This window comes from Bacillus daqingensis, assembly GCF_042654445.1.
Taxonomy (GTDB): domain Bacteria; phylum Bacillota; class Bacilli; order Bacillales; family Salisediminibacteriaceae; genus Alkalicoccus; species Alkalicoccus luteus.
In genome coordinates this window covers 139665-153694 of record NZ_JBHSGK010000005.1, presented here as the reverse complement: position 1 = coordinate 153694, position 14030 = coordinate 139665, and the positions used below count along the sequence as shown (strand labels likewise).

The following is a 14030-nucleotide window of genomic DNA, read 5'->3' as shown; positions in this document are numbered from 1 at the left end:
ACGGGTCTATCCCTTATCCCATCTAGGTCCTACGCCCTTGTAAAGATTCTATAAACTTTTTTAATCACGGATGAATTGCACCGTCCGTTTGCGGCTAAAACGAATGAAGCATTCTTTTGGTCAACGCACCCCTTTCTCTCCCGTCGCTTCATTTATTTTCAAATGAATGAAATACAGTCTGCTGTTAAGCGGTATACTATGAAAGAGTACAGGGAGGGAATAGCAGATGAAGCACAAAAAGTGGCTCTGGATTGGACTAGCTTTCGCAGCGCTTTATATCGGGGTGACCGCCTGGCACCAGCTGAAACCGCTGCCGGAGGGGATTGACTATACAGGTGATGTGCATATGCTGCAGGAGGATGAGGCGGTCTTTCTGGCAGATTTGACGTATCAGAATGAAGCAGACGAAGTGTATGAGCACGAGATTATGGAGGAAATGTTCCGCGTGATCGATGAAGCAGAGCGCTTTCTGATTATCGATATGTTTATGGTAAATGAATTTTCCGATGAATCACGGTCGTTTCCCGAGCTGAGCCGTGAATTCGGCGATCGGATCGAACAGCGGATGGCCGAGTCGCCTGACCTCAAGGCCGTGTTTATCACGGATCCGATCAATACGACGTATTTCTCTCATGAGGCGGCTCACATTGACAGGCTTGCCGATGCTGGTGTAGAAGTGATCTACACGAATTTGGAGAGACTGCGTGACCCAAATCCAATATACTCCAGCTTCTGGCGGATTGGTTTTCAATGGTTCGGCCAGCGGGGACCCGCTTGGCTGCCAAATGCGTTCGGTCCTTCCGCTCCGGACGTCACGCTTCGCTCGTACTTAAAGCTGGCCAATATTAAAGCGAATCACCGCAAGCTCGTGATGAATGAAGAAGAGGCGGTCATCACTTCTGCCAATCCGCATGACGCCAGCGGCTTTCACTCCAATATCGGCATCCGGGTATCAGGCTCTATCTTAAAGGAACTAGTCGATCAGGAACGGGCCGTCGCTGCGTTTTCTGATGGAGACCTCGATGCTTTTCCGACTTCGGAGGAATTAGATGAGTGGGTGACAATCAGAGAAGAAGGTCCGATTCAGGCGCAGCTCGTGACAGAGCAGAGTATCCGCCAGGCTGCTTTGAAGATTTTGGAGCGCGCGGAGCAGGGAGATACCGTCTGGCTCGGCATGTTTTACTTGTCAGACCGTTATATAATAGAGGGACTTCACGAAGCGGCAGACCGGGGCGTGCAGATTCAGGCAGTGCTTGACCCGAATCAAAATGCGTTCGGCCAGGAAAAAATCGGACTGCCGAACATTCCGGTTGCCTCTGAACTCGTGGACCGCGAGGACGGACTGATCACCGTACGCTGGTACGATACCTATGAAGAGCAGTACCATTCCAAGCTGCTCTACGCCGACCGCGGAGAGCAGGTAAACATTCTTGCCGGCTCCACGAACTTCACGGAGCGTAATTTAAATAACTACAATCTGGAGAACAACATCAGTTTGACTGCACCTGCCGACAGTCAGCTTGCCGAAGACGTGGACGCTTACTTTGAACGGATTTGGAACAATGAAGACGAAACCTTTACGGTAGCCTATGAGGAATATGAAGGGGCTGTCACCCCGTACCTGTACGGTCTTTATGTACTGCAAAAATCGCTCCGGTTTACTACGTATTAGCATTCTGCCAGCATCAAAAGCGTTTCCCGGATCCGGGAAACGCTCAGAGTGTCAATAAAGTCCTATTAGGTGAATAACGTTGCATTTGCCCGTATCTGCGGACACTCGCTTTCCGGAGGGAACGGGCTCAGCTAAGCGCTTCTTCCCTTCGTCAGAAGCGCTGGATCTTTGCCTCGTTCTGAGCCGAGGTCCTCCGATGTCGGCAGCTGGCAGTACGGTTCATATGTGTGGTTAGGCCTGCACGAGCTGCTTCCATACAGGTAGAACTTTCCCGATGAGACGTTTCGATGTTGAACAGGAGTATCCGTACTTCCTACAATTCCGTATAAAAGGTAAAAAAGCAGTCGCGTTTGCCTGTCGTGACATTGTTCTCCAACAATCAGAGCCGTGTGTCCGGCGGAGGCGCAACAAGCAGTCTGAAGATTTCGTGCCGTTCAGATCTGCGAACGGCATCCACGCACGAGCGGAGCCGGCCTGGTTTTTAAAGGCTTCTCGAGAGAAGCCTTTGTCCGAGTGAAGCCTTATCGCCGTTCGAACTTGAACGGCATGACAAGCGCGTGCGGAGCCGGACCGGCTCTTGAAGGCTTTTCGTGAGAAGCCTGAGTCCGAGTGAAGCCGCGCCATTCTCCCTTCATACAGGGGTCACCCTGAGAAATAGCTGAAGGCCAGCCCACCGCAGGCTAAGTAAGCAGAGGGGAAAGACAATCAAACAAAAAACATGTAAGCTGAAAGATTTTTTAAACAGCCTGAGAGCCTGCCGCGTGGATGCGGCAGGCTCTTTTTTTAATGGTCAAACCAGTAGTGCAGCGCCCGTTCCAATCCGGTGCGGCACCATTCAGCTACCCGCTGGTCCTGCTGCTCATAGGCTGCTTTTCCGACAGCTGCGCTGACAAACACGGCTTTAAAGATCGCGAGCTGCTCCGTATCGTCATCAATGGCTCCGTACCATTCATAAAAGCGCTTCTTCGCTTCATCCGGGAGCGCCTGATAGACGAGTGCAAGATCGGATGCCGGGTGCCCGACGTGCGCGTCGCCCCAATCGATGATGCCCTTTAGTCTTCCACTGTGGGCGATCAGGTTTTTGGGATGAAGATCGCCGTGTACAAGCGTTGTTTCAGCCGGATTTTCCCAATCCGGCACCTGCTGTAAATAGCGCTGGACCATCTCGATCGTCCGGCCGGAGCAGATCGGCGCCAGACCGTGCATGCTCTCTTCGAGCATCGGCTTGCGCTTTTTAGCAGACAGCCGCTTCAGCTCATCTCCTGGCAGGCCGCTTCCGGAAACCGGGAGCTGGTGCAGACGCACGAGAAAGCAGGCAAGCCGGTCTGCTTCACTGCCAAGCAGGTCTGTGTTCTGCTCCATGGCAAGCTCTCTGCCCGGCACATAGGAGAAACCGGTAAATGGATACTGGTGTCCTTCCGCTGTATCTGCGAACGGCACCGGCACATCATACACGCTGTGAAACTGCCGTTCGGCCAGCATGTTCAGCACATACTTCTCATTGCATAAAGAACGCCAGCCTTTTTCATGTCTCGGAAATCGGAACACGTACCGGCCCCCAGCTGCATAAACGATCGTATCGAAGCCGGTGCCTGTATGCTCCAGCCTGACCGGAGCCATGTCCGGAAGCGCAGCTTCTACATATGCTTCCGCCTCCCGGCGGGTAATATCTCGAAATGAAACGGTCGTCATACGGCCTCCTCCTCTGTCGTTTCATTTTACAACAGAGAGTGCCGGCCTGTCGTCTGCAGGCCCTGCTCGGCAGGCCATTTTCAACATGCTACTTTTTCACGTGAAACGGACACTGTCCCTTTATCGGTTCCGCGTCATCTCCGATAAAGAATTGCTTCCATTCCTGATGCTCCGGATCGCCGTAGTGGCTGATATCCGGATGAGTCGGCAGCTGGTCCCACTCCTCGACCCGCTGACGTACCTTCTCACGGGACATCATGCCCCCAGGCTGGGTGCCCTCCAGTCCGTCAAAAATTCGCCGCGGCTGAAACCCAAGAATGAGGCTGTTGCCAAGATCCCTCGTTTTACGCTGCTTATAGGCCGGTGCATTCCCAAAGACAAAGATCGGCTCCTGCTCAAAGTGAAAATCCCATAAAAAATGCTCCGGGTCAGCCGGCTTATCGTTCGGCCAGGGAAGCGGATCCTGCTCGTGTAAGTATTGAAGCAGCTCCCAAAAGTAAGCGCGGTAATACTCAATGCTTTTCTCTTCCTGCTCCGGTTCTACGAACACAAACAGTCCATGTCTTGCGGGCTTTGGCTCCTGGAACAGCTGTAAAAATTCGTGCACGATTTGCGGAAGGGCGCTCCAGTCGTTATGAGGGACGCATCCGTAGCGCAGCTCTGCTTTCTTCTCCCCCTTTTGTCCAAAGTAGCAGGGAAAATCCTTTCGTGTAACAATCGAGCGAAACGTATCATATTCTTTATTAAACCAGGACGGAAGCTCTCTTCCGCCTGCAATCATCTGTTGATCCAGCAATCCATTCATCTTATGGCCCACCTCCTGGTCATTCTTATTCCCATTATCCTCCTATAAAAAACGGTAACTCTATACCATAACCTGCTATAATGGTTAAAAACCGACAGGAGGCGTTTCGCATGCAGGTATTATCCCGTCTGTATCAATCGGCTTTTTACATCGCTACCCCTTTCCTCCCATGGCGGACACCGGAGCTTTTGGAAGGTCCTGGCACACTCAAGCATCTGCCTGCCCTGCTGCAGCACCGAAATCTGCAGCGCATTCTTGTGGTCACCGATGCCGGTGTTGAACAAGCAGGCCTTCTTGGCCCCCTGCTGGACTTATTTGAACAAAAAGGGATGACCGTGGACGTATGGAAAGACGTAACCCCCGATCCGACTTCTACTCAGGCTGCGAGTCTTGCGGAAGCGGTAAAGCGGTTTGATGCGGATGCGATTGCGGCTGTCGGAGGAGGTTCCGTCATCGATTGTGCGAAAGCAGCCCGGGCACTGATTGCCAGACCGGATCGTTCGCTGTCTGAGATGAGGGGCGTCCTGAAAATTCGCCGGCGCGGTTTGTTTTTTGCCGCCGTTCCAACAACTGCCGGTACCGGCTCTGAAGCGACCGCCGCCGCTGTAATTACCGACGCTGACACGCATGAAAAGTATGCCCTGATTGATACGTGCCTGATTCCCGATGCAGCGGTTCTTGATGCAGCCCTGACGGTCCAATTGCCGAAGCGGCTAACCGCTGCTGTTGGTATGGATGCGCTGACGCATGCTGTCGAGGCGTTTATCAGCCGCAGCAGAACGAATGAAACTGACCGGCATGCGGCAGAGGCTGTCCGACTGTTAGTGAAACACCTGCCAATTGTCTATCAGAACGGAGATAATCTGGAGAGCAGAAGACTCGTGCTCCATGCCGCTCATCTGGCCGGCCTGGCCTTTACAAAAGCGTTTATTGGAAATGTCCATGCGCTTGCTCATCAGCTTGGAGCTCAATACAGAATTCCTCACGGTGAGGCAAATGCTATGCTGCTCGTCCCGGTGTTACGCCAGTATGGCAGCCGCATTTATCCGCGCCTTGAGAAGCTGGCTGCAGCTGCCGGACTTTCCCAGACAGACGGTGCTGCTTTCATTGAGCTTTTGAACGAGCTCCGACAAAGCCTGGACCTGCCTGCTGGAACAGAAAGTCTGCAGACAGCGGACTATCCGGCGATTTCCCGTGCAGCGCTTCGCGAGGCAAATCCGCTCTATCCTGTACCTGTCATGTTTAGTGAGCGAGATATGTACGAAGTGCTTCGCTCTATCCATCTGTGAAAAGTTTGTGAATGAATGAGCATTTGTGTTGCATCCTGAATACAAAGGTTATATACTAAGCATACGGTTAATTTGTGATCTTATTCACAAGTTAGACTGTGTGTTTTTTGCTTCTTCTTGTGAATGTTTGAGCAAGTTGCTGGATGACCGATAATGAAGCTGATAGGATAGCTGTATACGATTTTTTGTGAATAATTGAGCAAGATAAAACAGGAGGTATGTCAGCATGAAAATTGCTGTTATTGGAAGCACACATGCAGGGACGGCCGCGGTTCGGAATATGGCAGAGCTGTACCCGCAAGCAGAGATTCACGTTTATGAGCGAAATGACAACGTTTCTTTTCTGTCCTGCGGTCTGGCACTGTACGTTGGAGGGGTAGTGAAAGATCCTCAAGGTCTCTTCTATTCGTCTCCTGAGGAAATGAAGGCAATGGGCGTGCACGTGCACATGGAGCACGATGTCACCACTATCGATACCGAGAGCCGCCAGCTGGAGGTCACCGATATGAAAACGGGCCAGGCCCGTACGGACAGCTACGATCGTCTTGTCATGACAACCGGTTCATGGCCAGTGACTCCGCCGATCGACGGTATTGACTTGGAGAATATTTTACTTGCAAAGAACTTTAACCAGGCGAATACGATCATTGAGCGCGGAGAAAAAGCCGAACACGTAACGGTTGTTGGCGCAGGCTACATTGGCGTAGAGCTTGTGGAGGCCTTTCAGCAGGCAGGAAAAAAGGTCACGTTGATCGATGGCGTTGACCGCATCTTGAATAAATATTTAGATAAGGAATTTACCGATATAGTCGAACATGATTTCCGCAGCAAAGAGATCGAACTTCGTCTTGGGGAATCTGTTGTCCGCTTTGAAGGCGACGGGCACGTGCAGCGTGTTATAACGGATGGCGGTGCAGTCGAAACGGATATGGTGATCATGTGCGTCGGCTTCCGTCCGAACACCGGCTTACTGAAAGGAAAAGTCGACATGCTCGATAACGGCGCTATCCGCGTGAATGATTATATGCAGACGAGCGATCCTGCGATTTTTGCAGCTGGCGACTGTTGTGCCGTACCGTACAATCCAACAGCAGGCCACGCTTATATTCCGCTTGCAACGAACGCGGTGCGCATGGGAACGCTCGTCGCCCGCAACATCATGCAGCCGCAGATGCGCCACGTCGGTACGCAGGGTACGTCAGGCCTGCACATTTTCGGGATGAACATGGCTTCTACCGGCCTGACAGAAACGTCAGCGGAAGCGATGGGCCTTGAGGTCAAAAGCGTAACGATTAACGAAAAACACCGTCCTGAATTTATGCCGACATCTGAAGACGTGCAGCTGAAGGTAACCTTTGATCCGAACTCCCGTCGTCTGCTTGGGGCGCAGGTCATTTCCAAAGCAGATGTGACGCAGTCGATCAACACGCTGAGCGTCTGTGTGCAGACGAGAATGACAGTAGACGAGCTTGCCTTCGTCGACTTCTTCTTCCAGCCGCACTTTAATCAGCCGTGGAACTTCCTGAACAAGGCAGGCCTGGCAGCCTTCGAACAGCCGCAGCCAGAGCACGCCAAGTAAAGGAGCCGAACGGTAAAGAATGCAAACGACAACCAGCACCCGGGAATGTTCTCCCGCGGTGCTGGTTTTTTCGTTAATAGGACTGTCCATCCTCATCGGTAAAGACCGATCGGACAGCTGATCGTTCAAATGCTGTGCCGGACGGAGCATGTCCGCTGACACGGACGACTGCGTTGTACACTCCTGCCCCCCGGCCGCCGACGGCTATCCGGTCAGGTGCCTGTCCCCTTGCCTGCTGCCGGTATTCACTGACCGCCTGGCCGAATGCGCGGCCTGCTCCCGGCTCACCCGGTGTGAAGCGGATATCTGCGTTCATCTCTATCACTCCCCGCCCAGACCGGTTCACGGCCGGGAAATCGGCCTCTGCCCGGAAGGAGCGGTTGTTTTCTTCTGCACGCACGTGCAGCTGGTCGTTCAGCTCAGATTCGAATTGAGCCACCAGTCCGTAAGCTTGCGACCCGTTGTCCGCTGCCCGGACCGTCAACTCTCCCGCTGACGGTTGTTCCAGGTCTACAAGATGATGATAAGCACCTTGGAAGAACGGTGTTTCATCCTCTTCTGCTGCGACCTTTACGACATCCACAGAGCCATCCGGCTTTTCAAGTTCAAGCTCCGCCAGCGGTTCCATGCTCATCCAGCTGAAGGAAACGCTGTCCGCTTCCTCTTCAATCATGATCGTTTCCTCTGCTCCGCCTTCCTGCTTCCCGCCTTTTACAAGCGTAGACAGAGAATCATCTGCTGTGGCTTCCATCAGGGAGGCAGCGCCTGCCTGACCGCTCAGAACGTGCTGTATGAATGGAAACGCATTCTCTCCTTGATGGACCTCACCGTGGTTCCAGTTTCCGACGCCGAGCATTGTTCCGTACGGAAGCGTAGCGCTCTCGACGGATACGACCCCGTCACTCGGACCGGAAATGAATCCGCTCCCAAACCAATAGCTGCTGAAAATGGGACCGGTTCGATCACCAGCCAGAGTAAAGTACCGATTTTCCTGCACTTCCGGCCGGGAATCGGTAATGGAGCGGAAATGATTCATGACGCCTGTCTGCAGACTCTGCGTTCCTTCACTGTTTTGGCCGATTAAATCAGCCAGCCAGCCGAGCGAGGTGCTGTTTGCTAAATCGGCGAGCTCCGATCCATCGTGCGGCGATCCGATCGTGATCACGTCCGAGACGAGCGAATGCCTTCCTTCATGAATCAGTGCTACCTGGGTATCGACACCGCCCTTGCTGTAGCCGACCACTACGATCTCTTTCCCGTTAAAATGCGCGGAAATGTCATCAAGCTGACCTGCCAGCATCGCACCGTTATCCCAATAGCTTTTCGGCTCTCCGCCAGAATCATGGAGCTCCACAAATACGGTCTCATAGCCGGCCTCTCTGGCAGTATCGTACATCGAATTTCCGTCATACCAGGTCGTGGAATCGTTCGTCAGTCCTTGCACAAATACGAGCACAGGCTTCGCCGGATCCACCTGGGCCGGCGGGTCGCCGTATGTAATGGTCCCCGGTGTCAAGTCACCACCGCCTCCCTTGAATTCTCCGGCAGAAACAGTCTGAATCGGCATGAGCAGCATCACAGCAAGAACCAGCAGTAAGATACGCATCTTCTCATCCTTTCCCTCATTGGAGGCGGATTACCCGCCCGTATTTGCCTTTCGGCTCTCTCAGAGTTCGAGGTTCAGCTTCTCTTCCCTGCCGTACTTCCTTCTCTTTCAAGATGTTCACAGGAAAGACCTTCCTGTTCACCAGAAAATCCGTGACCTTCGTAGAACTACTTTGTGATTCATTTCACAAAAGTTCCACATTTACAGCCCTTTTTCTGTTTTATAATAGAAGTAGTACGCAAAGGAGGGGTCAGCTTATGGCCGAAGTACCATCACTGAATTTGCACCAGCTGAAGCGAATGAAAGAAGAACTAACGCGTTTTATGATGACGTATCAGTTTGCCTTGGATGAGATTGTTACGAAAATCGAAATTCTGCAGCAGGAATTTCACTACATGAACGACTATAATCCCATTGAACACGTGAATTCCCGCCTGAAAAGTCCGGAGAGCATCGTCGAGAAGCTGCACCGGAAACACCTGCCGATTAACTTAAGCTCCATGCGAGAAAATATTCAGGACATTGCAGGCGTGCGTGTCATCTGTTCGTTCCAGTCAGATATTTACGAAATCAGCCGCATGCTCCAGCAGCAGAAGGATCTCGACGTGCTTGAAGTACGGGACTACATCAAAGAGCCGAAAAAAAGCGGTTACCAGAGCCTGCATCTGCTCGTACGCATCCCTGTCTTCATGTCCGACCGGGTAGAGCACGTTTGTGTGGAAATTCAGATCCGCACGATCGCCATGGATTTCTGGGCAAGCCTCGAGCATAAGATTTTTTATAAGTACGATCGGGACGTTCCGGCGAGACTTCGCGCGGAGCTGAAAGAGGCCGCCGATTCTGCCGCAGCGCTTGACCGGAAGATGGAGAAGCTTCATTTGGAAATGAAAGAGCTGAAGGACAAGGAAGAAGATCCTGAAGGCGTGTTTGAGCTTATTTTAAAGGATAACCGCCTGCGTCTCCCTGAAGCGTTTTTAAAGCAGGACGACGACGAAACGCTGAAGTAAACAGCATAAATGAAGGCTGCATCGGTTTTTACACCGGTGCAGCCTTTACGTTTAATCTGTGAATTCGATAACAAGCTTGCCGATCATGGTGCCGGATTCCAGTTTTTGATGAGCTTCCCTGAACACGGACGCATCCAGCCCGCGGCGGCGCTCGGTAATCGTTGTTTTCAGCGTTCCGGCATCCAGCCTGGATGAGACTTCTTCCAGCAGCCGGTGCTGTTCGATCATATCCTCTGTCTCAAACAGCGCGCGTGTAAACATGAATTCCCAGATGAAACCTGCGCTTTTCTGTTTTAATAATCCGAGGTCGAGCTTTTCCCCGGTTTCGACAATGGAGCAGATCATGCCCTGCGGCTTAACGACATCCGCCATTTTATCCCAGTGTGTGTCGGTTGCGTTCAGGCAGAAAATATAGTCAACTTCATGAATGCCTTCCTGCTCCAGCTGCGGCCTGAAATCGTCGTGGTGGTTGATGATCGTGTCCGCTCCCATCTCACGGGCCCAGTCCGTTGTTTCCTTCCTCGAGGCTGTCCCGATGACGTGCAGCCCTGCCTGTGCTGCCAGCTGCAGCGCAATCGACCCGACACCGCCAGCAGCACCGATAATCAGAATCGATTTCCCTTCATTTTTCTCAGCTGCCTGAGCGATGCCAAGCCGGTCAAACATGCCTTCCCAGGCGGTGATCGCGGTCAGCGGCATCGCAGCTGCTTCTGCAAAATCGAGCGATGAAGGCTTTTTGGCCGCTATTCGTTCATCGACTGCATGGTATTCACTGTTAGCTCCCTGTCTGCCGACCGAGCCGGCGTAATAAACCTCATCGCCCTCCTGGAACAGTGTCACCTCTGCTCCGGTTTCAACAACAATCCCGGCTGCGTCCCAGCCAAGAATTTTGGGCTCCTCTTCTTTACCGTCTTTTGGCGCCCGGATTTTCGTATCAACCGGATTAAGCGAAACAGCTTTTACTTGCACCACAATATCGTGCGGCTTCGGCGTTGGCCGTTCCACCGTTACATTTTGCAGGCTGTTCTCATCCTCAGCCGGAAGGTATTCATAAAGTCCAACTGCTCTCATCGTCGTCATCGTCTTCTCTCCTTCATCATATGATTATCATTTGAACGAGTCTGTACCCTGCCATGGCGGGACTTTGTATGCTTATACAAAGATCTGTTTGACATATACCAGAAAGGTGCGTATCATGGGCATTACTCGGAAAACAATAGTGTTTCCGTTAGAACCTGCTGTACTCCCTTATTAGACAACCGTTCCGTGTAACAGCCGGAGCGATCATATTTTGGCAATCTGTGACAGACAATAGTGCTGTTTTCGCAAAGCCGAAGAGACGAACCCGCCAGAGGTACGTCTTTTCGGCTTTTTTTCTGTCCGCTTTCGACTAGAAAGGTGGTATTAGCGTGACATTTTTCATCGATCACAAACAAAAACGAGTTCACCGTGTACTATGCGCAGGTGACAAATGTGGATTTAACGAAACACCCGCAGATCAGCGGGAGTTTACAAACAGCAGCGAACAAATCGACCGTCTCGTTCGCGACATGGCTTATCATAAGTGTTCGCACTGTGAAGCCTTTACCCTTGTTGGAAAATAAGTAAACCCATAACGTAAGCCGTTCCTCTATTCAGGAACGGCTTTTTGCTTGTTCACTGGGCATCCATAACCAGCACGATGTACCCCTTATCGGTATAGAAATCCCAGGAAACGAAATGATCAAGCACCGGCTTTCCCACAGCACTTTCCAAGTCTACCTCCTGAAGCATCCGGTGTTCCAGCGGCCGCTTCGCCTGCTTTAGTTCACGGAGCATGCCGTGACGGATCAGTTCCTTTTCGACTTCAACAAGAATTTTTTTGCGCCGGCAGAGGACGGTCCGTTCATTCAGCCAGTAAATTTGCGTTTCTCCCGGCTCTTTCTCTGCCATCTCGCTCGCACGGACTAATTCTCGAAGCAGCGCCCGGTCATTCACTTCAACAGGGGATTTCCACTCCTGATCTTCAGCCCGTATCCCTCTTAGCTCTCCAAAAATAAGGCCGGTTTCCCGGCGCAGGTTCCAGTCGGTGTACATTTCTTTCATCTCCACACCGGCAGTCTGCTCAAGCATTTCGCAAATATCGCTGCGAAGCTCGGACAGCATCATTTCCCGTGTATCCAGAATTCGCTGATATTCTCTCCGTTTCAGCAAAATCTTCTCCATCGGAGGCTGAAATCCTCGTATATGAACAGTAAAAAATGGCGGCTCAATGGTGACATAAACAGAAGTTGGTCCTCTGCCAAAGTGTTCGCGAAGCAAAGAGGAAAAGTAGCTGCCCAGCTCCGCCTCCATCGATTTTGATTTCTGTGTCATGCTGAATTCCTCTCTTCATAATGAATTTCTGTTTGTCTATTACCCGTAAATCCATATTAGTATTCCTGGCAGCACTGCCGCACTCATTTTCCAGTCGCATTTATGAGTATTTTCTGAAAAAACAAGTTGCATTCAGCAACCTTATCCGCTTATAATGTAAGCACTTACATAATCAGTCATCTGATGACCTGCTCTCTTGATGACCAGCTGTTTTTTCTTGGATGTGTTAAACGCTTGTTTTACAATGGAATGGAGGAATATGAATGGGAACTGGAATGCTGGCACTGATTGCACTTACCCCGATCCTTGCTGTCCTGCTTTTTCTTGTTATTTTGCGCTGGCCCGCCAGCCGTGCAATGCCGGTGTCGCTGCTGATCACCATTGCGGCAGCAATGATCTTCTGGAACGTACCGGCTAATCAAATCGGCGGCGCGATCGTTAACGGACTCGTTTCGGCTCTCACGATTCTGCTTATCGTTTTCGGCGCTTTGCTTTTGCTGAACACGCTGCGGGAAGGCGGAGCACTTGATACGATCCGCCGCGGCTTTACGGACATCTCTCCGGACCGTCGTGTTCAGGCGATTATTATCTGCTGGCTGTTTGGTTCCTTTATCGAAGGGGCTTCCGGTTTTGGAACGCCTGCTGCTATTGCGGCTCCGCTGCTCGTAGCCATCGGTTTTCCTGCGATGGCGGCCGTCATGGTTGCCCTTACGATCCAGTCTACACCGGTGACTTTCGGCGCGATCGGAACACCGGTCCTCGTCGGCATCAACGACGGTCTCCAGAACACAGCAGGCTTCAGCACGGCAACGCTTATGGAAATTACGCAGCACGTATCCATTCTGCATGCAATTATCGGATCGTTTATTCCGCTGATCATGATCGCGATGCTGACAAAGTTTTTCGGAAAAAACCGCTCGTTTACAGAAGGACTGCGAGCATGGAAATTCGCTCTGTTTGCAGGGGTTTCCTTTACGATTCCGTACATGCTGATCGCCGTCTTCATGGGACCCGAATTCCCGTCGCTGTTCGGCGGGCTGATCGGTCTTGCGATTGTCATCCCAGCTGCGAAGCGCGGTCTGTTCGTTCCGAAGGATGACTGGCAGTTTGAGAAAGAATCGAACTGGGATCCGGAATGGAAAGGCGTGCTGAAAACAGAAGCAGTTGGCAGCGTTCCGAAGGTGTCCATGATCCGAGCCTGGGTGCCGTACATCATCGTCGGCCTGCTGCTTGTCGTCACCCGCCTGGACGCTCTGCCAGTGAAGGCGTGGCTGCAAAGTGTTGTTGTCAGCTTTGGAGAACCGTTTAATGCGGGGATCGCCGTATCGTTTCAGCCGCTTTACCTGCCGGCTGCGATTTTAATCCTCGTATCTGTGCTGTCTGTTCTTTTATATAAGATGCCCGTCGCCCGCTTCGGCCGCGCTGCTTCGCTTTCCTTTAAAACGACCATCGGCGCTGCAGCTGCACTGATTTTCGCGGTGCCGATGGTACAGGTGTTTATAAACACTGGTGTCGAAGCGAACACGTTCGGCACGATGCCGTTTCAGCTTGCACTCGGCGCTGAATCCGTCTTTGGATCCCAATGGCCGCTCGTCTCCGCTGTCATCGGTGCCCTCGGCGCGTTTATTGCAGGAAGCAACACGATCAGCAACATGATGTTTTCCGGCTTTCAATATGAGACGGCTGAGCTGATAGGCGTCACCGGCACAACGACGGTTGCACTGCAGGCGATCGGCGGTGCCGCCGGGAACATGATTTGCGTCCATAACGTCGTCGCGGCAAGCGCCGCTGCCGGACTAACCGGCAAAGAGGGGCTGCTGATCCGCAAGACGCTCATTCCAACGACGTACTATCTCGTATTTGCCGGAGCACTCGGCTCCGTCTGGTTTTATGGATTTGGTTTAAACATTGGAAGCCTGCTCCTCATACTTGTTATTTCCGGGCTCGCCTATGCAATCTACCGCGGTTCACGGCCGGTGAGCGAACAGGAGGCGGTTTCCAAATCTGCTTAACTTTCAGGAGGAC

11 protein-coding genes are annotated in these 14030 nt (G+C 52.1%); 6 read left to right on the top strand and 5 right to left on the bottom strand.

The window, feature by feature from the left end; translation table 11 throughout:
• Nucleotides 1-226: 226 nt before the first annotated feature.
• Nucleotides 227-1672, top strand: a complete 1446-nt coding sequence (locus ACFO4L_RS07100; RefSeq protein WP_377908996.1) for a phospholipase D-like domain-containing protein — start codon at nucleotides 227-229, stop codon at nucleotides 1670-1672.
• A gap of 783 nt (nucleotides 1673-2455) precedes the next feature.
• On the opposite strand, the gene ACFO4L_RS07095 is transcribed toward ACFO4L_RS07100, so the two are convergent.
• Together ACFO4L_RS07095 and ACFO4L_RS07090 are read right to left on the bottom strand one after the other, a co-directional pair.
• Nucleotides 2456-3364, bottom strand: a complete 909-nt coding sequence (locus ACFO4L_RS07095; protein ID WP_377908995.1) for a phosphotransferase — start codon at nucleotides 3362-3364, stop codon at nucleotides 2456-2458.
• Nucleotides 3365-3452: 88 nt separating this feature from the next.
• A complete protein-coding gene (locus ACFO4L_RS07090) occupies nucleotides 3453-4169 on the bottom strand; it encodes a YqcI/YcgG family protein (protein ID WP_377908994.1) in 717 nt (238 codons plus the stop codon).
• A 110-nt stretch (nucleotides 4170-4279) separates the two neighbouring features.
• Between ACFO4L_RS07090 and ACFO4L_RS07085 the strand changes: the two genes are divergently transcribed.
• The gene (locus tag ACFO4L_RS07085) at nucleotides 4280-5458 is read left to right on the top strand and encodes an iron-containing alcohol dehydrogenase (RefSeq protein ID WP_377908993.1); all 1179 of its coding nucleotides are present in this window, start codon (nucleotides 4280-4282) and stop codon (nucleotides 5456-5458) included.
• Between the two features lie 226 nt (nucleotides 5459-5684).
• On the top strand, nucleotides 5685-7037 hold the full coding sequence (locus ACFO4L_RS07080; protein ID WP_377908992.1) for an FAD-dependent oxidoreductase: 1353 nt from the start codon (nucleotides 5685-5687) through the stop codon (nucleotides 7035-7037).
• Nucleotides 7038-7110: 73 nt separating this feature from the next.
• On the opposite strand, the gene ACFO4L_RS07075 is transcribed toward ACFO4L_RS07080, so the two are convergent.
• Nucleotides 7111-8643, bottom strand: coding sequence for an esterase/lipase family protein (locus tag ACFO4L_RS07075; protein ID WP_377908991.1), 1533 nt, complete (start codon nucleotides 8641-8643; stop codon nucleotides 7111-7113).
• 257 nt (nucleotides 8644-8900) lie between these two features.
• Here ACFO4L_RS07075 and ACFO4L_RS07070 point away from each other — a divergent pair, with 257 nt between their 5' ends.
• Entirely contained in the window at nucleotides 8901-9650 is a 750-nt protein-coding gene (locus ACFO4L_RS07070) for a GTP pyrophosphokinase (protein ID WP_377908990.1), read from the top strand.
• A gap of 51 nt (nucleotides 9651-9701) precedes the next feature.
• Here ACFO4L_RS07070 and ACFO4L_RS07065 read toward each other — a convergent pair whose 3' ends face one another.
• Complete coding sequence (locus ACFO4L_RS07065; protein WP_377909160.1) at nucleotides 9702-10721, bottom strand: zinc-binding alcohol dehydrogenase family protein; 1020 nt, start codon at nucleotides 10719-10721, stop codon at nucleotides 9702-9704.
• 338 nt (nucleotides 10722-11059) lie between these two features.
• Between ACFO4L_RS07065 and ACFO4L_RS07060 the strand changes: the two genes are divergently transcribed.
• Entirely contained in the window at nucleotides 11060-11254 is a 195-nt protein-coding gene (locus ACFO4L_RS07060) for a hypothetical protein (RefSeq protein ID WP_168007144.1), read from the top strand.
• A 52-nt stretch (nucleotides 11255-11306) separates the two neighbouring features.
• Here the strand turns inward: ACFO4L_RS07060 and ACFO4L_RS07055 are convergent, their stop codons facing one another.
• Entirely contained in the window at nucleotides 11307-12005 is a 699-nt protein-coding gene (locus ACFO4L_RS07055; RefSeq protein ID WP_168007146.1) for a Na-translocating system protein MpsC family protein, read from the bottom strand.
• A gap of 263 nt (nucleotides 12006-12268) precedes the next feature.
• Between ACFO4L_RS07055 and ACFO4L_RS07050 the strand changes: the two genes are divergently transcribed.
• Entirely contained in the window at nucleotides 12269-14017 is a 1749-nt protein-coding gene (locus ACFO4L_RS07050; protein ID WP_377908989.1) for an L-lactate permease, read from the top strand.
• Nucleotides 14018-14030 lie beyond the last annotated feature (13 nt).

Coding starts and splice junctions, on each gene's coding strand:
- ACFO4L_RS07100 (WP_377908996.1), top strand. CDS start 227: ATGAAGCACAAAAAGTGGCTCTGGATTGGACTAGCTTTCGCAGCGCTT.
- ACFO4L_RS07095 (WP_377908995.1), bottom strand. CDS start 3,364: ATGACGACCGTTTCATTTCGAGATATTACCCGCCGGGAGGCGGAAGCA.
- ACFO4L_RS07090 (WP_377908994.1), bottom strand. CDS start 4,169: ATGAATGGATTGCTGGATCAACAGATGATTGCAGGCGGAAGAGAGCTT.
- ACFO4L_RS07085 (WP_377908993.1), top strand. CDS start 4,280: ATGCAGGTATTATCCCGTCTGTATCAATCGGCTTTTTACATCGCTACC.
- ACFO4L_RS07080 (WP_377908992.1), top strand. CDS start 5,685: ATGAAAATTGCTGTTATTGGAAGCACACATGCAGGGACGGCCGCGGTT.
- ACFO4L_RS07075 (WP_377908991.1), bottom strand. CDS start 8,643: ATGCGTATCTTACTGCTGGTTCTTGCTGTGATGCTGCTCATGCCGATT.
- ACFO4L_RS07070 (WP_377908990.1), top strand. CDS start 8,901: ATGGCCGAAGTACCATCACTGAATTTGCACCAGCTGAAGCGAATGAAA.
- ACFO4L_RS07065 (WP_377909160.1), bottom strand. CDS start 10,721: ATGAGAGCAGTTGGACTTTATGAATACCTTCCGGCTGAGGATGAGAAC.
- ACFO4L_RS07055 (WP_168007146.1), bottom strand. CDS start 12,005: ATGACACAGAAATCAAAATCGATGGAGGCGGAGCTGGGCAGCTACTTT.
- ACFO4L_RS07050 (WP_377908989.1), top strand. CDS start 12,269: ATGGGAACTGGAATGCTGGCACTGATTGCACTTACCCCGATCCTTGCT.